Origin of the sequence: Solibacillus sp. CAU 1738, from assembly GCF_039888725.1 — a bacterium.
In the GTDB taxonomy this organism is placed as follows: Bacteria; Bacillota; Bacilli; order Bacillales_A; family Planococcaceae; genus Metasolibacillus.
The window spans coordinates 1-17,212 of the sequence record NZ_JBDQQN010000014.1 but is presented as its reverse complement, the minus strand read 5'-3'; the positions used below and the strand labels follow the sequence as shown (position 1 = coordinate 17,212).

Genomic DNA, 17,212 nt, shown 5'->3' with positions numbered 1-17,212 from the left:
TGAGATTTCCCATTACGCAAGTAAGTAAGATCCCTCAAAGACGATGAGGTAGATAGGTTCGAGGTGGAAGTGTGGTGACACATGGAGCTGACGAATACTAATCGATCGAGGACTTAACCAAATTTTGTGTGTGGCACAATGAAACGTTTATCCAGTTTTGAAGGAACAAGTTTCTTCAATTAAATAATAAGTGAAGTGATGATGGCAGAGAGGCCACACCCGTTCCCATACCGAACACGGAAGTTAAGCTCTCTAGCGCCGATGGTAGTTGGGGGTTTCCCCCTGCGAGAGTAGGACATTGCTTCGCTTATTTTTTTGGGAGGATTAGCTCAGCTGGGAGAGCACCTGCCTTACAAGCAGGGGGTCGGCGGTTCGAGCCCGTCATCCTCCACCATAATTGTTTGAAATATCGGAGGGGTAGCGAAGTGGCTAAACGCGGCGGACTGTAAATCCGCTCCTTCGGGTTCGGCGGTTCGAATCCGTCCCCCTCCACCATCTTAAAAACGCCGGTGTAGCTCAGTTGGTAGAGCAACTGACTTGTAATCAGTAGGTCGAGGGTTCGACTCCTTTCGCCGGCACCATTTGGAGCCATTAGCTCAGTTGGTAGAGCATCTGACTTTTAATCAGAGGGTCGAAGGTTCGAGTCCTTCATGGCTCATCATTTTCAGAAATATGCGGGTGTGGCGGAATTGGCAGACGCACTAGACTTAGGATCTAGCGCCGCAAGGCGTGGGGGTTCGACTCCCTTCACCCGCACCAAGTAACTTAATATACTGTCAGAATAAAAATTCTTAAGCACATGCGGAAGTAGTTCAGTGGTAGAACACCACCTTGCCAAGGTGGGGGTCGCGAGTTCGAACCTCGTCTTCCGCTCCATAATGTGCCGGGGTGGCGGAACTGGCAGACGCACAGGACTTAAAATCCTGCGGTGAGTGATCACCGTGCCGGTTCGATTCCGGCCCTCGGCACCATTTTATTTAGCGCCCGTAGCTCAATTGGATAGAGCGTCTGACTACGGATCAGAAGGTTGTGGGTTCGACTCCTGCCGGGCGCGCCATATATATTACGGAATGTAGCTCAGCTTGGTAGAGCACTTGGTTTGGGACCAAGGGGTCGTAGGTTCGAATCCTGTCATTCCGACCATGTAAAGCTACTTATAAAAAAATTTTATGGGGCCTTAGCTCAGCTGGGAGAGCGCCTGCCTTGCACGCAGGAGGTCAGCGGTTCGATCCCGCTAGGCTCCACCAATAATATAACGGAGGTATACCCAAGTCTGGCTGAAGGGATCGGTCTTGAAAACCGACAGGCGGGTAACACCGCGCGGGGGTTCGAATCCCTCTACCTCCTCCAGTTTTTATTATAAATAAATGGTGTCTTAAAACTCGAATAGTATTATCGCGGGGTGGAGCAGTGGTAGCTCGTCGGGCTCATAACCCGAAGGTCGTCGGTTCAAATCCGGCCCCCGCAACCAAATGGTCCCGTGGTGTAGCGGTTAACATGCCTGCCTGTCACGCAGGAGATCGCCGGTTCGATCCCGGTCGGGACCGCCATTTATATGGGTCAGTAGCTCAGTTGGTAGAGCATTAGATTGAAGCTCTAAGTGTCGGCGGTTCGATTCCGTCCTGACCCACCATTTTTGCGGGTGTAGTTTAATGGTAAAACCTCAGCCTTCCAAGCTGATGTCGTGAGTTCGATTCTCATCACCCGCTCCATTTGGGGCCTATAGCTCAGCTGGTTAGAGCGCACGCCTGATAAGCGTGAGGTCGATGGTTCGAGTCCATTTAGGCCCACCATAAATAATTATTCCGAAGTAGCTCAGTGGTAGAGCAACCGGCTGTTAACCGGTTGGTCGTAGGTTCGAGTCCTACCTTCGGAGCCATGGCCCGTTGGTCAAGTGGTTAAGACACCGCCCTTTCACGGCGGTAACACGGGTTCGAATCCCGTACGGGTCATCTCAAAGTATGTAGCAATCGCTGCATACTTTTTTTGTGGTTCTATAATATTTGTTGAGGTATACAAACAATTTCGTACAAAAAAAAGCACAAGCTCACTCTTTTTTATATACTTGAATTGACGAGAAACAAGAGATAAAAAGGTGAGTTGTGCTATATGAATATTAACATGAATATCCCAAGCGGTTTGTGTGGAAACGGAGTGTGGTTGGCGGACCTTTCAGAATGTCTTTAGACATGTGCCAGTACCCCAGCGTTACACGCGTAGAGCAAACCACCAGTTATACTGGTGGTTTTGATTGAGGTAATGACAATTATTACTGAAAAGTATTAAAAAACATTGTTATTCTAAAAAAATTAATATATCATTCATTGAATGCATGTGAAAGGATGAATTAATTTGTTAAGAAAGTATATTAGCACAATAATCGCTGCTACAATTTTATTGTTTTTTTCATTACAACTAGAGGTCGCAGCTTTAACTGAAACAGAAGGAAACGATCATATTGCAGAGGCCAATACGATATTATTAAATGAAAAAGTAGAGGGTGTCGCTTCTGGTATAGAAGATAATGATTATTTTAAAATAAATATTTCCCAAAAGGGCATTCTAAAAATTGATTTTCCTCAAGTGGAGGGCGCTAAGTTTAATATCCAAATTAGAAAAGAAGGTACCGCTGTTTTTGCATGGGATCACATTATTTCAGAAGATGGACATTTCAGGTACGGTGTAGACAAAGGAACGTACTATATTCATATTTTTAATGGGGATTTAGCTGATAAAACAGCTAATAGGGCGTATGAATTTACAACGTCTTTTATTGAAAATGACTTCTATGAAGCAGAATATAATAATGAAATAGCCTATGCCAATCAAACGAAGCCAGCTGTTTTATATAGTGGTAAAGGCGACACTAGTGATGATAAAGACTTTTTTGCTATTCAAGGTGTAGGCAATAAAATGTTGAATATTTCAATAACGAGCGGCTATGCGGCTTTATATAATGCTGATGGACAGCTGGTAGATGAATCGACTACAACTTCTACAATTAACATGGAACATCCAACAAACAATGAAATGTATTATTTAATGATTAAGTCTGATCAATACTCATTCTCCTATACATTTAAAGAGCGTGCCAAAAACTATGAGCACGAGTACAATAATGCATACAATTTAGCAAATCCGATTCGTTTAAATGATACTTATTTCGGTCAAGTAGATACTTTCAGTGATGTAGATTTTTATCAATTTGATGTTGAACAAGACGGGCTTGTATCAATTGCCGTCGATACATATGGTAAGTCAGATTATACTCTTACCGTATATGATGCACATGGGAACCCTATTGTGGAAGGTAAAACGAAGAAATTAACAGAACATACGTTACGAGTCGGTCTAGCTGCCGGCACTTACTCGGTTTCAATCGGTGCGCCAACAAAAAGTTTTAATCACTTATATGGAATTAAGTTATCTGTTGATTCCTCTAAGTTATATAACGTGGAAAAAAATAATTCGATCGAGACAGCCCAGGCTCTTCCTTTAAATGCAACTTTATATGGACGAGCTTATGACCATCTTGATTCAGATGACTTTTATCGAGTAACAGTGAAAGAGCGTGGGTTATTAAACTTTGCATTGCAAGCTCCTAAAACATCTTCAATGCAAGTATCCATTTACTCAGCCGACGGGGAAATTCTCGACTCTGTCCAAATGAAAGCTAATGAAAATACGACCCTCCGTACAGGGGTTCAAGCTGGGACTTATTATATAAAAATCTCCTCTTTATCAACATCGGATGATTTTTATTCTGTTAAAGCGACAGTGTCTAATGCCGGTTATTATGAAGTTGAAAAAAACGACACGAAGGATATGGCTACGGTCTTAAAGATGAATCAACTCATAACAGGTCAAATTGATAATAATAAAGTAGATGTAGATTGGTATTCATTTAACCTGACACATTCAACATTTACGACGTTGAAATTTTCTGAGCTAGAAAAGGATAGCTTTATTGTTACGCTCTATAATGGTCAAGGTGACATAGTTAAGAAATTCGAAACAAGCCATCAAGTTGGCTATTTTAAAAAGTATGAAGCACAATTGCCAAAAGGAACTTACTATGTAGAGGTAAAATATAAGTACGGTGCAGGGAATGTAGATTATCAGCTTTCTGTGAATAGTTCAACGGTGGCCTCTTTTAGTGATGTGCCAACTACGCATCGTTATTTTAAAGAAATTAGTTTAATTCGTGCAATGGGCATTATTAATGGGTATGAAGACGGTACATATGGTGTAAATGAACAAATTAAACGCCACCATGTAGCTGCCATGATTGTTCGTTCTGGTGTGGATGGCTTACCTGAGGATCCGATTTTTGCATTTACGTTTCCGGATGTGCCACTAGAAACGCATCCAAACGCACTTAATATTCAAAAGCTCCTTGAGGCTGGGATTATCGACGCAAATCCTAATGGCTTTAATCCAAATGGTACACTGACACGTGCACAATTGGCAAAAATGTTAGTAAAAGCGTATGGTCTAGAGTTAAATAAAGATAACATTCAATCGTTTAAAGACGTAAGTAATCAATCTTGGTACAACGACTATATACAAATTTTAGCCTCTCATAACATTACGACTGGAGACAATGGCTTTTTCAATCCAAATGCGCCTGTTACTCGCCAACACTTTGCGGTATTTTTATACAGAACATTACAGGCCGTTAATAAAATTGAGGCATAAGATCGTGCTGCGCGAAAAGTGAAAAGCAGCTTTTCATTGAAGATAAGATTTTGATGAAAAGAATTTGAGACATGTTTGCCGAACTAAGAGGGCACTGAAAACCTAAAGCAGTTTTGGAACCTCGTATTTCTCGGCAAATGTTTGCTCGTTAGGTAGTCATGTAGAGGTTCTGCCGTTTAATATAATGTAGAAAAGGAAGGTGTTTCGTATGAAAGTAGCAGTTTATTGTGGTTCGCAGATGGGTAAATCGGAAGTTTATAAAGAGGCGGCAACAGAACTAGGAGAAGTACTTGCCTGTACAGGACACGACATTATTTACGGTGGTTCGAATGTTGGTTTAATGGGTAAGCTTGCAGATGCAGCGCTTGATGCAGGTGGCAAAGTGATTGGTGTGATGCCGACCCATTTGCAACAGCGCGAAATTGCTCATGCAAATCTTTCTGAAATCTATTTTGTTGAGTCGATGCATGTACGAAAAGCAAAGATGGTCGATTTAGCGGATGCCTTTATTGCTTTGCCGGGTGGATGCGGTACGCTGGATGAATATTTTGAGGTATTTACATGGGCACAAATTGGCCTACATGAAAAACCGGTTATTTTATATAATGTAAATGGATTTTATGATGCGCTCATCCTCCATTTTGAGAAGATGTTAGCAGAAGGTTTCGTGCGAGAAGAGCAGCGGGTACTATTACATATTGCTACTTCAGCACAGGATATTGTAAACATTTTGGCGGGATAATCCCGTCTTTTTTTTATTCTATTAAACTTTTCCCCCTCACTCATACGTCTAGTAGTTGTATACATTGAAATAATCAAAAGGAGCTCTTGGAGATGATTAATTCACACGCGGAACAATTATTCGTTTCTTTTATCCGAGCGAATAAGGAACGCTTTTATTTACTTGCGTATAGCTATACGAAAAATGAACAGGATGCACTTGACGTTGTGCAAGATAGCATTCAAAAAGCGTTGCAATCGATTCACACATTAAAAGATGAGCAACAACTGAAAAGCTGGTTTTACAAAATCGTTTCACGCACGGCGATTGATTTTTTACGAAAACATAAGCGCATGCAAGTGATGGAAGATGAAAAGCTAGCATTTTTTACACCGCAGCAAGTCGACACGTACGAAAATACAGATTTAGAAGATGCTCTTGGCTCGCTACCAACCGTCTATAGGGAAGTAATCGTACTGCGATACTTTGAAGATTTAAAAATTGAAGATGTAGCGCATGTATTGGACGTCAATATTAGTACGGTAAAGTCGAGATTGTATAAGGCGTTGAAGTTGCTGAGAATTCAATTACAAGATGAAGAGGGGATTTAATATGGACGATCGTTTAAAAAAGTTAGAAGAACAATATAAGGATGTGCCGATACCTCAAAATTTAGATGCAGTAGTTGAAGCGAGCTTAAAAAAAGGGCGTAAAAAGCGAGCGCCGAAGTGGATAATGGGCACTGTTGCTGCGGCTGCCTTATTTACTGCAAGCTTAAATGTGAGCCCAGCGATGGCACGTAATTTAGTCGACATTCCGGTGCTTGGCAGCATTGTGGAAGTACTGACGTTTGTCAGCTATGAAGTAGAAAAAGATACGTATTCAGCTAATATTGATGTCCCAAAAATTAACGGTGACTCTGAAGAAATAGCAGCTCTCAATGAAAAATATGCGGCAGAAGGTAAAGCGTTATATGAGCAATTTAAAGAAGAAATGGACGGCATGGAGCAAGCTGGAGGTGGCCATGTAGGCGTAGATAGCGGTTATATTGTTGCAACCGATACAGACCAACTTTTATCTGTTGGTCGTTATGTCGTCAATACGGTCGGTTCCTCATCGACTGTCATGAAGTACGATACGATTGATAAGCAAAAAGAAATTGCTATTACATTACCAAGCTTATTTAAAGATGATGCTTATGTGAAAATTATTAGTGAAAACATTGCAGAGCAAATGCGCGAACAAGCAAAGGCGTCAAACGGAGATAAAGTGTACTGGGTAAGTGGTGCTGGAATTGCAGATGAAGATTTGTTTGAATCATTTACTACAATTAAAGCAGATCAAAATTTCTATATTACAGCAGAAGGCAAGCTAGTAATTGTGTTCGATAAATACGAAGTGGCGCCAGGCTATATGGGCGTTGTTGAATTTGAAATACCGACTGAAATATTAACAGATACACTTGTAAGCAGCGAATATATTCATTAAAAAAATGCGTTTTAGGGCATAGTCCCTAAGACGCATTTTTATTTCATAACAATCATCACGACAATGAACGGAATCATTACAAGCAATAGAACGAAAAAGCTCCAAAGTACTTGCTTGCCTGTCGTCATATTTTTAGGCTTAATGCTAAAGGATTCGTATAGTAGATTAATCGCACGTTGCTCTTTTTCATATAGCATCGTTTGAAATTCGCCATAGTCTTCAATATAAGAGGCGGGGTTTTTATAGTGAAAGCGAATGGCTCGAATATCGTCCGTCACATCACGATCTTTATGCAAATAAATAATCGTAGGTGAAAGCCCGCCAGAAGATTTGGCGATGACATCAATATCAAACGTCGCCATTTTATATATCGTATTGCCGTCTGTCGTTATTTCCTCTCGAATTAAACGACTGTTCATAAAGTGTACTCCTTTCATTACGGTTATTATTCCTTCAATCATACACTTTGTAATAAAAGAAAACATTGCGTTTTAGAAGTATTATCCTTTATTATTTTTATAATTACAAATTTTTAGTTTTTTGTAAAAGAATTTAGAAGGGGATGATGAATGTGACAACAACAACTTTAGTGGAACGTTTGACAAAATTGCCGACAACAGCATTATCGGATGCGACAGGGGGACATACGAATGCTGCGAATATAAAACCGTTAGCAGATCATTTTAAAGTAGCTGGACGTGTTTTGACGATACGCCTACCAGACGGGGAAAACGGAGCAGTACTAGAAGCGATTAGTAAGGCAACTAAAGGGGATATTTTAGTCATTGATGCGAAGAGTAATACGAATCGTGCTGTAGCGGGGGATTTTGTTATGCAGCTAGCACAGGGTGTTGGGGTACAGGGGTTTGTTGTGGATGGGGTTATTCGTGATTTAGCAGCAGCGCGCACGATAGATTTCCCCGTATTTGCGCTCGGTACGACTGTTGCAGCTGGCGCCAAAAATGGGACGGGGGTAGTCGGTGTTCCAGTCGCAATTGGTGGTGTACCAGTGCATACGGGTGATTATATTGTTGGAGATCTTGATGGTGTGATTGTTATTCCGCAAGAAGATATAGAACAAGTGGTTGCGAAGGCAGAGGATAAATTGGTAAAAGACGAGGCACGCGAACAGGAAGCATTACATAACGGAGAGCAGTCAATTCGAGCTTATTTACAAAAAGTTATCCAATAAAAAAGAAGCTGTCCCATAAGTAATAACTTACAAGACAGCCTTGTTTTTTAAATAACTTTCTCTTATTGCAATTCTATAACGTAGTGGTCATATTAAGATATCACCAATCTAGTCGTAAAGGGTGCTTCTTAAAATCACTTTTCAGACGCACTCTTTTCCATTTATGCTTTTGCTTGTTCAGCTTCATATTCAGCAAATTGTTGATTGTCGAAACGTTTTTCCCATTTAGACATAACAAGTACTGCTAAAGTGTTACCTACTACGTTAACAGCTGTACGCGCCATATCAAGAATACGGTCAATACCAGCAATGAATGCAAGACCTTCAATTGGAATACCCACTGTGCCAAGTGTTGCAAGTAGTACAACGAATGATACGCCTGGTACACCCGCAATCCCTTTTGAAGTAATCATTAATACTAACATTAATGTGATTTGTTCCATAATTGATAAGTCAATGCCGTACATTTGTGCAATGAAGAGGGCAGCAATTGCTTGGTATAATGTTGAGCCGTCTAAGTTAAATGAATACCCTGTTGGAATAACAAACGATACGATATCTTTTGGACAGCCCATCTTCTCTGTTTTTAACATAATACGTGGTAGTACCGTTTCAGAAGAAGAAGTAGAATATGCTAAAAGAAGTTCGTCTTTAATGTACTTTAATAATTTGAAAATGTTGAAACCAAAAATTCTTGCAGTTAAACCTAAAACGACAATAACGAAGAAGATCATTGTGCCGTATACTAATAATGCTAGAGTCCCTAATGGAATTAAGGAAGATAAACCGAATTTAGAAACAGTTACCCCGATTAAAGCAAATACCCCAAATGGTGCAAATTTCATTACTAAGTTTGTTACCCAGAACATAGCATCTGCAACGCCTTGGAAGAAGGCTAAAACAGGTTTCCCTCGCTCACCAATTGCGGCAACTCCAAGACCGAATAGTACAGAGAAGAAGATAATTGCTAGCATATCGCCGTTTGCCATTGCTTCGACAATGTTCGTCGGTACGATATCGACTAAAATTTGGAATGGACCTTGTTCTTCTACAGTCTCTGATGTATTAACATAATTTGAGATATCTCCTTCAGATAGCTCGTTCATATTAATGCCAGCACCCGGTTGGAATATATTCGCTGATAATAAACCAACAATAATTGCTATTGTTGTAATAACCTCGAAGTAAATAAGTGTTTTTCCGCCTAAACGTCCAAGTTGCTTCATATCTCCAGTACCAGCAACACCAACGATTAATGTCGAAATGATAATCGGTACAACGATCATTTTAATTAAATGTAGGAAAATATCCCCGATTGGTTGTAAGTATGTTGCGACGTTATCGTTACCGTAAAATACAGCACCAACGATAACCCCGAGCACGAGACCGATTATAATTTGAGCGGCTAAACTAACTTTAAACTTTTTCAAATATAGTTCCCCCTAATATAAAATTTAGGACTAGCCCAAATATATATTACGGGTGACTTATTAAATCCGACAAAATCCGACTAATCAGCTTTACTAATAATATCGGAATATAAAACTTGGATGAATTTCTTTATGTTTACTTTCGCTTTTCGGTGGTCATCATCTTCTATTTGGCGCATGATTGTCCTAATATCTGTAAAGTCAAAATATCTAGGTGCATAGTATTCAAATTCTGAATTTGTATAATCAACAATACCTAAATTGGCTAAATTGATCATTGCCGCTAATATCGTTCTTCTCACGCGCTGTTCAATAGCTTTGCTTTCCTTTAAAATATCATCCGGTGTTGTTTTCGTTAACATTGCAAGCTTTTCATATAGCTCCTTTAAAGGTGGAAGTGGCGCTATTTTATGCTTTTCGAGTAGAAGTAGCTCAATGATTTTTATTATATCCTCACTACCAACTTCACCGACAATTCCCATATCATTTAGCATAGATTGTATATGGTCGCGAGTAGTCTTTTTTGAATGTTTCATATCGGGCACTTCGAAATTAGTTAATGATTGACGAATTGCGTTAATTGAATTTTTCAATCGGTATTGCTCTTCTGTTTTACGTAGCACCATTTGTACTTCCACTTTATTAATCGGCTTATGGATAAAAAACTCGACACCTTGTTCGTATGCTTGTGCTACCATTTCTTTATCTACAATTTGAGAAATCATAATAAAATGGCCTTCATAACGATTTTCACGTAATTTTTCAATCGTCGCAATACCATCCATTTTAGGCATAAGTAAATCCATTAGTACAAAATCGGGCTGTGTTATTAATATTTGAGGAATCGATTCGTGTCCATTTTTAGCGCCGCCAATAACAGTGCCTAGTCCACCTTCTTCAATAATATTGGCAAGCATAATTCGACTTGCGCGGTCATCATCTACAATAAAATAGCGCATATAAAACCTCCTTTATAATAAACGATGGGTAGGAATTGTTATAGAAAATCTTGTTGTAGCACCATTTGTTACTGTTATCGAGCCTTCTAAATGCGAAATAATTGCTTGAACATGAGATAAGCCGATACCAGTAGAAGCCTTCCCTTGGTCATTAAATTTTGATGTATAGCCTGCATCGAAAATAATCGGTAATTCATGGTCTTTTATGCCAATACCGTTATCTTCAATTGTAATAATTGTCGATTCCTGTGTATGAAAAACGCGAATTTCAATAATGCCTTCACGTTCTATCGCTTCCACTGCATTTGCTACGATATTATTAATAAGTGCGAGAATCGTAAAATAATCATGTATTTTGAAATTCATATTAAATGTTGTTTTGAATGTGATGTTCTTTTGTAAATAAGCACTGTATTTTTCGTTAGCAGCTGTTATATAAAGCAGTAATTCTGATAGAAGGAAAGTGTGATTATGCTCCATTGTCGTTATTTTAGAAAGCCCAGCATAAATACGCTCCGAATCCTTTTTTACTTCATGTATTTCTTGAGAAATGGTAAGCGCTTGCAAGCTAAGTGCTCGATCAATCGGATTTAATTGTTTATATAGGTCAAAACTAGCTGCAGTGATATGCTCGATTTGTTGCATCGATTTTTTCAAATAAAGCGTTTCTACATAAAGCTCCGAACCGATATTGAGTAACTGCTGCATTTGCTTTTTTTGCTCTGAGAAGGAAATTGAACTATAAATTCCAACAACGAAAAAGCTACGTAAAAAGGCTACTGCGAAAATAAGTATGAGCTCATTCAACGTTAATTGCTCTTTGAAAAACGTATAGAGTACAATACCCTCGACGCAGTTTGCGACTATTTCAAAAAAAGCCCCGTACAAGCCGAGCTTCATCGGTCTTAACCGAATGCGTTCAAATTGAATAAACGATAAGCAGACGGCGAATGTAATATAAAAGAGTGCAGCCGGTAGATGTGTTAGTAGCACATGCCAAAAGTGATCATCACTAAAAAATAGATCAATAAGCGTCCGAAATAATACGATAGTTATGGCAGTTGCAAAACCAGTTCTTATAATAGGTACTGGTTTTATTAATATTGCTAAAAAGAAAATGATGCTACCGAATCCAAACCGAAAATCCATATGGAACGGTATAATTTTAATTTCACTAGCGAGTGCAGTTAGTAATGCAATTATTAAAATTGTAAATGCGATACGAGAGGATGTCGAAACGCTTTTTAGCAAATAGCATAACCTCCTATTTAGATAACTACTCTATTCTAATGAAAATATCTTGATAATGCATAATAATACGTCTATAAAACAAAAAAAGTACTATAGCAACATGTGCCATAGTACTTGCCATTTTCGGAAAGTATTATAAAATAAAAAATCCGTTACATATGCAACGGTTTACGTACTATCTTTATAAAAAAAGATGGAGGAGGTAGAGGGATTCGAACCCCCGCGCGGTGTTACCCGCCTGTCGGTTTTCAAGACCGATCCCTTCAGCCAGACTTGGGTATACCTCCATGTGAGATGTCTTATCGACAAGTACTAATTTATCACGAATTTAATAACACGTCAACACTTTTTGAAAATATTTTTGTTTTTTTTATGATAGCGCAAAATTAAGGTGAATTTCTAATAAATATCTAGCTATTCGAATATAGAATCATTAGTACGTTCAATTTTATCGCAGTATTTTCATGACTGCTATCTAAATAGAGGGGGAATCTCTAAATAGATAGCACAAACAACTTATCTTCATAATCTTTCACAAAATATCTTTTTCCTTTTTGTATAATAGTGTGGCCTTCTGCTTCGAGATTGCATTTTTGCGCATCAATGCCTCCTGGATATTTTTCATTAAGTTCCCCGTCTTTTTTTAATGTTCGCCAGTAGGGAATTGTATCAGTGGCTCTCTCTGCTGAGGCGTTAGCTGCTATGTTCATAAATATTCCGGCTGTTAGTGGGCATGTGTAGTCTGCTTCGTGTTTTTTTGCTAATTCTTTTCTTAAATAATCGGCTGTAATGACTTTTCCAAGTGGCACTTTCCTCATGATTTCATCGTACGCTAATGGTGGTGCAATCAACATTTTTGATCCTCCAAATCTCGAAATGGCTTTCGGATCAGACACTTCAATAATTTTAGGCATATCTTTGTTATCTTGTAATTTTTCGTTATATGATTTTTTTGCCAACTTTTAAGCCCTCCAATTCATCGTATTATGTATCGATAATAGTAACCATTATGGCCAAATTTAATAGAAAAATCCAATGCTAGATAAAAAGTAGATGTAGTGTAATGGATGGAGAAGGCGTATTTACAGGACAACATAGAAAAGTACTTAAAACGGTAATTACACGTTATCAACTTGGAGAAGTGAAGAACATCATAAAAGAAATCGATTCGACAGCCTTTGTAAATATAACAGAGACAACAGAAGTTATTGGTATGTTTAATAGGGAATAACATGTATAAAAGTTTTGTGGAAGGGAACATGAAACCCCAAATAATTAAATAATGCTAAGTAAACGGACAGAGGGTACGTATATGGGAGCCCCATTCTCTGCAATCTGGGAAAATTATGTTTTAAATGAGTAGACGGTTTCCATTGCTTTTTTTGCTAACTGTCAGTATACTAGAAATTGCCGTGCTAGGTGGGGAGGTAGCGGTGCCCTGTAACTCGCAATCCGCTCTAGCGAGACTGAAGTCCTTTTCTGAGGCTGCCCGTATTGTAGGGTCTGCCTTTTGCACGTAGTGTTGACGGTTGGGTCCTGCGCAATGGGAACCCATGAACCATGTCAGGTCCGGAAGGAAGCAGCATTAAGTGGTTTCACCCATGTGCCGCGGGGTTGCCTAACTTGAGCTGGCGACAAGAGTAACGCTTATGTGCGGCTGTCAAAGAAAGGTGCACGGCATTAAATTGCCAACTAGAAGGTGTATTCATCGTAACAGATGGATACACCTTTTTTATGTTATACTTATACTACTGAATTTTATAAAAAAGGGGGAGAAAACCATTGACATATCAAGCGTTTTATCGCGTATATAGACCGCAGTCTTTTCGTGAAATGTCAGGTCAAGTACATGTAAAAAGAACACTACAAAATGCTCTCCTTGCAAGTAAAACGACGCACGCATATCTTTTTTCAGGTCCACGAGGCACAGGGAAAACAAGTACGGCAAAAATTTTTGCGAAAGCGTTAAACTGTGAGAATGCTCCTTCTAACGAACCGTGCAATGAATGCGCGACATGCATAAGTATTACTGAGGGCTCGCATCCGGATGTTATCGAGTTTGACGCTGCGTCCAATTCACGTGTAGAGGAAATGCGGGATATTATTGAAAAAGTTCGTTTTGCCCCAGCGAACGCACGTTTTAAAGTGTATATTATCGATGAAGTGCATATGCTTTCGACGAGTGCATTTAATGCGCTATTAAAAACATTAGAAGAGCCACCAGAGCATGCCGTATTTATTTTGGCGACAACAGAACCGCATAAACTCCCGGCGACGATTATATCACGATGTCAGCGCTTTGATTTTAAAAGACTATCATCTAATGATATTTTAGAACGTATGAAAATTGTGTTAGAGGATATTAAATTGCCTTTTGAGGAGCAAGCCTTAAAAGTAATTGCTCAATCTGCGGCAGGGGGGATGCGTGATGCGTTAAGTTTACTTGATCAAGTCGTATCCTTTAGTGCAGATACATTAAAGGTAGAGGATGCACTTCTCGTAACGGGGTCAGTAAGCCAGGAAGTATTTTACGATGTCACACTTGCACTACAGCAAAAAGATGTCGCGCGAGTATTAGCATTGCTGGAACAATTAATTGCAGATGGGAAAGAGCCGCTACGTTTAGCAGAAGATTTAATTACTTTTTTCCGTGATTTATTATTATTACAGACTACTGGCGATTTACAGGATTTACTTGAGCTTGTCACACCAGAAGAGCGATTTATACAGCTGGCGCATGATTTTTCAGCTGATGTATTGTATGGCTTTATCGATATTTTAGCGAAGACCCAACAAGAGATGCGTTTCTCACATCATACAAAAATTTATTTAGAAACGGCATTGCTGAAAATGGCGCAATATACGGGTAGCCCTGTAGAGACGATAGGTACTACAGTTGCCAATCCTGCTCTTGAACAAAAAGTAATGGTGCTTGAACAAATGGTGCAGCAGCTAACGGAGCAACTATCAGGAGATATGCCGCCACAGCAGCAGGAAAGGCAAGCGCCACGTCCGCGTGCGAAAACACCAAATGGCTATAAAGCACCTATAGGACGGATTCAAGAAGTATTAAAAGCAGCGACAAAACAAGATATAACAAATATTAAATCTGCTTGGGCGCAAAGTTTAAACCAATTACAAAAATCACAATCAGCTCTTTTGGCAGAAGCAGAACCTGTTGCGGCATCTTCAAGTGCTTTTGTGGTAAAATTCAAGTATGATATTCATTGTCAAATGGTAGCCGAAAACAGAGCGTTACTCACGATGTTTACTCAAACATTATCAGCGCAACTTGGTGTTATGTATGAAATGCTATGTGTTCCAGAAAATGCATGGTTGGACTTACGAGAAAGCTTCATTCGAGATAACGGATTGAATCAGGCAAAACAAGACACGGTTCAAGAAACACAACCGTTTATCGATGATGCACAGCCAGTCGCTTCACAGGATCCCCTTGTAGTGGAAGCTGAAAATTTATTTGGTAAAAACTTTGTTGAGGTTGTCGAAGAATAATTTTAACTATTAGGAGGAATACAACGATGCGTGGTATGGGAAATATGCAAGGCATGATGAAAAAAATGCAAAAAATGCAAAAAGAAATGATGGAAGCACAAGAAGCTTTAAATGCACAACAATTTGAAGGCACTGCTGGTGGTGGCATGGTAAAAATTACGATGAACGGCCAACGTGAAGTGCTTGCGGTAAACTTGGATGAGTCAGTAGTAGACCCAGAAGATATCGAAATGTTACAAGATTTAGTTGTTATTGCAACTAACGATGCACTGAAAAAAGTGGAAGATACAACTTCATCTACAATGGGGAAATTTACTCAAGGCTTAAACCTTCCATTCTAGGAGGTAACGACAATGCACTACCCTGAACCAATATCAAAGCTTATCGATAGCTTTATGAAATTGCCAGGTATTGGGCCGAAAACTGCGGCTCGTCTGGCATTTTTCGTGTTAACAATGAAAGAAGATACAGTATTATCGTTTGCAAAGGCGTTAGTCGATGCAAAGCGTAATTTAATGTATTGCTCCCAGTGCGGTCATATTACAGATATTGATCCTTGCCACATTTGCTCAGATAAACAACGTGATGTTTCGATGATTTGTGTAGTGCAAGACCCGAAAGATGTCATTGCAATGGAAAAAATGCGCGATTATAACGGGCTTTATCATGTATTACATGGTGCAATTTCGCCAATGGAAGGTGTCGGGCCAGAAGACATAAATGTCGCATCGCTATTAACACGTTTACACGACGAGAGAGTGCAGGAGCTTATTTTAGCTACAAATCCTACTATTGAAGGAGAAGCGACTGCGATGTACATTTCTCGGCTTGTCAAACCATCAGGCATTCGTACAACACGAATCGCCCACGGTTTACCGGTTGGTGGCGATTTAGAATACGCCGATGAAGTTACATTATCAAAAGCGTTAGAAGGACGACGCGAACTATAAGGTGTGTGAGTTATGTTCTTTTCACGTAAAGGGAAGTTAAAGAAGGAATTCGATGAAAAGTTAGTCGATCTTATTAAAGAGACAAAAGATGACTGGCATAATGCAAAAGTATTTGAGGATTTATCGGATGACTTTAGTTTAGATATCGTCGCCCAACGAAAAGTAACGGAAAGTGTTCATTTTTATTTATTTAAAGAGGCACGTATTCGCCAAGTTATTATTAAATAGAAATATTAGCAACAACAAACGCATATGCTCTCTTGAACATATTTAAAGAGGAGAGTGCATATGTACGCAATCATCAGCGTTTGTTTGTTGCTTTTTTTATTACTTATAATAGGAAGAAAGTTAAAATGGACTGCTCTTTTTGAGCGATTAGCGGTAATTTGGTTTAAGTTGGCTTGTGCGGTAATGGTGTTGTTTATTGCGCATTTAATACTTTCAACGCAAGGTTTAATCGTGCCTATCAATATCTTTTCTGCGCTAACAATAACTTTTTTAGGTATACCGGGTATACTGTGTATTACGTTCGTCACTGTATTATTAAATAATTAGTAAAAAAGGTTGCACAATAAAAGATATAGTGATATAGTTAATGAAGTCGTTAAGGCGACGGACAAAACGTTCACTTTAAAATCAGTCAAATAAAATGTTGACAACAAGATATTAGAGTGGTAAGATATAAGAGTTGCTGTTGAAAACACAGCAAAACAACTTTTGTAAAAAAGTTGTTGACACAAACTTCGGCAAGTGTTAAAATATAAAAGCTGTCGCTAACGAGTTAGTTGACACGATGAACTTTGAAAACTGAACAAGCAAAACGTTAATCAATATAGTTTCATTTAATTATGAAACAAAAATTTTGGACATCAAAATTGATGCCAGCAAAAAATTTGAGCTAATCAAATTTTCTCTTTTATGGAGAGTTTGATCCTGGCTCAGGACGAACGCTGGCGGCGTGCCTAATACATGCAAGTCGAGCGGACGTTTTACTGGTGCTTGCACCGGTG

16 protein-coding genes, 19 tRNA genes, 3 rRNA genes and 1 other RNA gene are annotated in these 17,212 nt (G+C 39.2%); 33 read left to right on the top strand and 6 right to left on the bottom strand.

Annotation, left to right across the window (positions count from 1 at the left end):
* From AAFN87_RS19975 to rsiV, 24 genes are all read left to right on the top strand, one after another.
* Nucleotides 1-121, top strand: a 23S ribosomal RNA gene (locus AAFN87_RS19975); the annotation flags it as partial.
* Nucleotides 122-191: 70 nt separating this feature from the next.
* Nucleotides 192-307, top strand: a 5S ribosomal RNA gene (rrf, locus tag AAFN87_RS19970).
* Between the two features lie 11 nt (nucleotides 308-318).
* Nucleotides 319-394 (top strand) — tRNA-Val (locus AAFN87_RS19965).
* Nucleotides 395-411: 17 nt separating this feature from the next.
* A tRNA-Tyr gene (locus tag AAFN87_RS19960) sits at nucleotides 412-495 on the top strand.
* Nucleotides 496-505: 10 nt separating this feature from the next.
* Nucleotides 506-581, top strand: a tRNA-Thr gene (locus tag AAFN87_RS19955).
* A 4-nt stretch (nucleotides 582-585) separates the two neighbouring features.
* Nucleotides 586-658: transfer RNA gene (locus AAFN87_RS19950), tRNA-Lys, on the top strand.
* 16 nt (nucleotides 659-674) lie between these two features.
* Nucleotides 675-759: transfer RNA gene (locus tag AAFN87_RS19945), tRNA-Leu, on the top strand.
* A 42-nt stretch (nucleotides 760-801) separates the two neighbouring features.
* A tRNA-Gly gene (locus AAFN87_RS19940) sits at nucleotides 802-876 on the top strand.
* A gap of 6 nt (nucleotides 877-882) precedes the next feature.
* Nucleotides 883-971 (top strand) — tRNA-Leu (locus AAFN87_RS19935).
* Between the two features lie 9 nt (nucleotides 972-980).
* Nucleotides 981-1,057, top strand: a tRNA-Arg gene (locus AAFN87_RS19930).
* A 9-nt stretch (nucleotides 1,058-1,066) separates the two neighbouring features.
* Nucleotides 1,067-1,143 (top strand) — tRNA-Pro (locus AAFN87_RS19925).
* 28 nt (nucleotides 1,144-1,171) lie between these two features.
* Nucleotides 1,172-1,247, top strand: a tRNA-Ala gene (locus AAFN87_RS19920).
* Between the two features lie 10 nt (nucleotides 1,248-1,257).
* Nucleotides 1,258-1,350: transfer RNA gene (locus AAFN87_RS19915), tRNA-Ser, on the top strand.
* A 46-nt stretch (nucleotides 1,351-1,396) separates the two neighbouring features.
* A tRNA-Met gene (locus AAFN87_RS19910) sits at nucleotides 1,397-1,471 on the top strand.
* Nucleotides 1,472-1,474: 3 nt separating this feature from the next.
* A tRNA-Asp gene (locus AAFN87_RS19905) sits at nucleotides 1,475-1,550 on the top strand.
* Between the two features lie 7 nt (nucleotides 1,551-1,557).
* Nucleotides 1,558-1,633 (top strand) — tRNA-Phe (locus AAFN87_RS19900).
* A gap of 5 nt (nucleotides 1,634-1,638) precedes the next feature.
* A tRNA-Gly gene (locus AAFN87_RS19895) sits at nucleotides 1,639-1,712 on the top strand.
* Between the two features lie 4 nt (nucleotides 1,713-1,716).
* Nucleotides 1,717-1,793, top strand: a tRNA-Ile gene (locus AAFN87_RS19890).
* An 11-nt stretch (nucleotides 1,794-1,804) separates the two neighbouring features.
* Nucleotides 1,805-1,879 (top strand) — tRNA-Asn (locus tag AAFN87_RS19885).
* Nucleotide 1,880: 1 nt separating this feature from the next.
* Nucleotides 1,881-1,952: transfer RNA gene (locus tag AAFN87_RS19880), tRNA-Glu, on the top strand.
* A 400-nt stretch (nucleotides 1,953-2,352) separates the two neighbouring features.
* Nucleotides 2,353-4,698, top strand: a complete 2,346-nt coding sequence (locus tag AAFN87_RS19875; protein ID WP_347792800.1) for an S-layer homology domain-containing protein — start codon at nucleotides 2,353-2,355, stop codon at nucleotides 4,696-4,698.
* 208 nt (nucleotides 4,699-4,906) lie between these two features.
* Nucleotides 4,907-5,440, top strand: a complete 534-nt coding sequence (locus AAFN87_RS19870) for an LOG family protein (RefSeq protein WP_347792799.1) — start codon at nucleotides 4,907-4,909, stop codon at nucleotides 5,438-5,440.
* Between the two features lie 92 nt (nucleotides 5,441-5,532).
* On the top strand, nucleotides 5,533-6,030 hold the full coding sequence (locus AAFN87_RS19865) for an RNA polymerase sigma factor (RefSeq protein WP_347792798.1): 498 nt from the start codon (nucleotides 5,533-5,535) through the stop codon (nucleotides 6,028-6,030).
* A 1-nt stretch (nucleotide 6,031) separates the two neighbouring features.
* On the top strand, nucleotides 6,032-6,907 hold the full coding sequence (rsiV, locus tag AAFN87_RS19860) for an anti-sigma-V factor RsiV (protein WP_347792797.1): 876 nt from the start codon (nucleotides 6,032-6,034) through the stop codon (nucleotides 6,905-6,907).
* Nucleotides 6,908-6,945: 38 nt separating this feature from the next.
* Here rsiV and AAFN87_RS19855 read toward each other — a convergent pair whose 3' ends face one another.
* Complete coding sequence (locus AAFN87_RS19855) at nucleotides 6,946-7,326, bottom strand: sodium:proton antiporter (RefSeq protein WP_347792796.1); 381 nt, start codon at nucleotides 7,324-7,326, stop codon at nucleotides 6,946-6,948.
* 152 nt (nucleotides 7,327-7,478) lie between these two features.
* Here AAFN87_RS19855 and AAFN87_RS19850 point away from each other — a divergent pair, with 152 nt between their 5' ends.
* Nucleotides 7,479-8,099, top strand: a complete 621-nt coding sequence (locus AAFN87_RS19850; RefSeq protein ID WP_347792795.1) for an RraA family protein — start codon at nucleotides 7,479-7,481, stop codon at nucleotides 8,097-8,099.
* A gap of 161 nt (nucleotides 8,100-8,260) precedes the next feature.
* On the opposite strand, the gene AAFN87_RS19845 is transcribed toward AAFN87_RS19850, so the two are convergent.
* From AAFN87_RS19845 to AAFN87_RS19825, 5 genes are all read right to left on the bottom strand, one after another.
* Entirely contained in the window at nucleotides 8,261-9,529 is a 1,269-nt protein-coding gene (locus AAFN87_RS19845; RefSeq protein WP_347792794.1) for a cation:dicarboxylate symporter family transporter, read from the bottom strand.
* 80 nt (nucleotides 9,530-9,609) lie between these two features.
* On the bottom strand, nucleotides 9,610-10,488 hold the full coding sequence (locus AAFN87_RS19840; RefSeq protein WP_347792793.1) for a response regulator: 879 nt from the start codon (nucleotides 10,486-10,488) through the stop codon (nucleotides 9,610-9,612).
* 12 nt (nucleotides 10,489-10,500) lie between these two features.
* A complete protein-coding gene (locus AAFN87_RS19835; protein WP_347792792.1) occupies nucleotides 10,501-11,739 on the bottom strand; it encodes an ATP-binding protein in 1,239 nt (412 codons plus the stop codon).
* 194 nt (nucleotides 11,740-11,933) lie between these two features.
* Nucleotides 11,934-12,026, bottom strand: a tRNA-Ser gene (locus AAFN87_RS19830).
* 207 nt (nucleotides 12,027-12,233) lie between these two features.
* Complete coding sequence (locus AAFN87_RS19825; RefSeq protein WP_347792791.1) at nucleotides 12,234-12,698, bottom strand: MGMT family protein; 465 nt, start codon at nucleotides 12,696-12,698, stop codon at nucleotides 12,234-12,236.
* A 104-nt stretch (nucleotides 12,699-12,802) separates the two neighbouring features.
* Between AAFN87_RS19825 and AAFN87_RS19820 the strand changes: the two genes are divergently transcribed.
* The 8 genes from AAFN87_RS19820 to AAFN87_RS19785 all read left to right on the top strand — a co-directional run.
* Nucleotides 12,803-12,970, top strand: coding sequence for a DUF2179 domain-containing protein (locus AAFN87_RS19820; protein ID WP_347792790.1), 168 nt, complete (start codon nucleotides 12,803-12,805; stop codon nucleotides 12,968-12,970).
* Nucleotides 12,971-13,149: 179 nt separating this feature from the next.
* An RNA gene (ffs, locus tag AAFN87_RS19815) (signal recognition particle sRNA large type) lies at nucleotides 13,150-13,417 on the top strand.
* Nucleotides 13,418-13,521: 104 nt separating this feature from the next.
* Nucleotides 13,522-15,252 (top strand): DNA polymerase III subunit gamma/tau, encoded by a 1,731-nt coding sequence (gene dnaX / locus AAFN87_RS19810; RefSeq protein WP_347792789.1) that lies wholly within the window; start codon nucleotides 13,522-13,524, stop codon nucleotides 15,250-15,252.
* Nucleotides 15,253-15,278: 26 nt separating this feature from the next.
* Nucleotides 15,279-15,593, top strand: a complete 315-nt coding sequence (locus tag AAFN87_RS19805) for a YbaB/EbfC family nucleoid-associated protein (protein ID WP_347792788.1) — start codon at nucleotides 15,279-15,281, stop codon at nucleotides 15,591-15,593.
* A 12-nt stretch (nucleotides 15,594-15,605) separates the two neighbouring features.
* Nucleotides 15,606-16,202, top strand: coding sequence for a recombination mediator RecR (gene recR, locus AAFN87_RS19800; RefSeq protein ID WP_347792787.1), 597 nt, complete (start codon nucleotides 15,606-15,608; stop codon nucleotides 16,200-16,202).
* A gap of 12 nt (nucleotides 16,203-16,214) precedes the next feature.
* Nucleotides 16,215-16,430 carry a YaaL family protein gene (locus AAFN87_RS19795; RefSeq protein WP_347792786.1) on the top strand — a complete coding sequence of 72 codons (216 nt, stop codon included), beginning with the start codon at nucleotides 16,215-16,217 and terminating at the stop codon, nucleotides 16,428-16,430.
* A 60-nt stretch (nucleotides 16,431-16,490) separates the two neighbouring features.
* Nucleotides 16,491-16,757 carry a pro-sigmaK processing inhibitor BofA family protein gene (locus AAFN87_RS19790; protein WP_347792785.1) on the top strand — a complete coding sequence of 89 codons (267 nt, stop codon included), beginning with the start codon at nucleotides 16,491-16,493 and terminating at the stop codon, nucleotides 16,755-16,757.
* Nucleotides 16,758-17,117: 360 nt separating this feature from the next.
* Nucleotides 17,118-17,212, top strand: a 16S ribosomal RNA gene (locus AAFN87_RS19785); the annotation flags it as partial.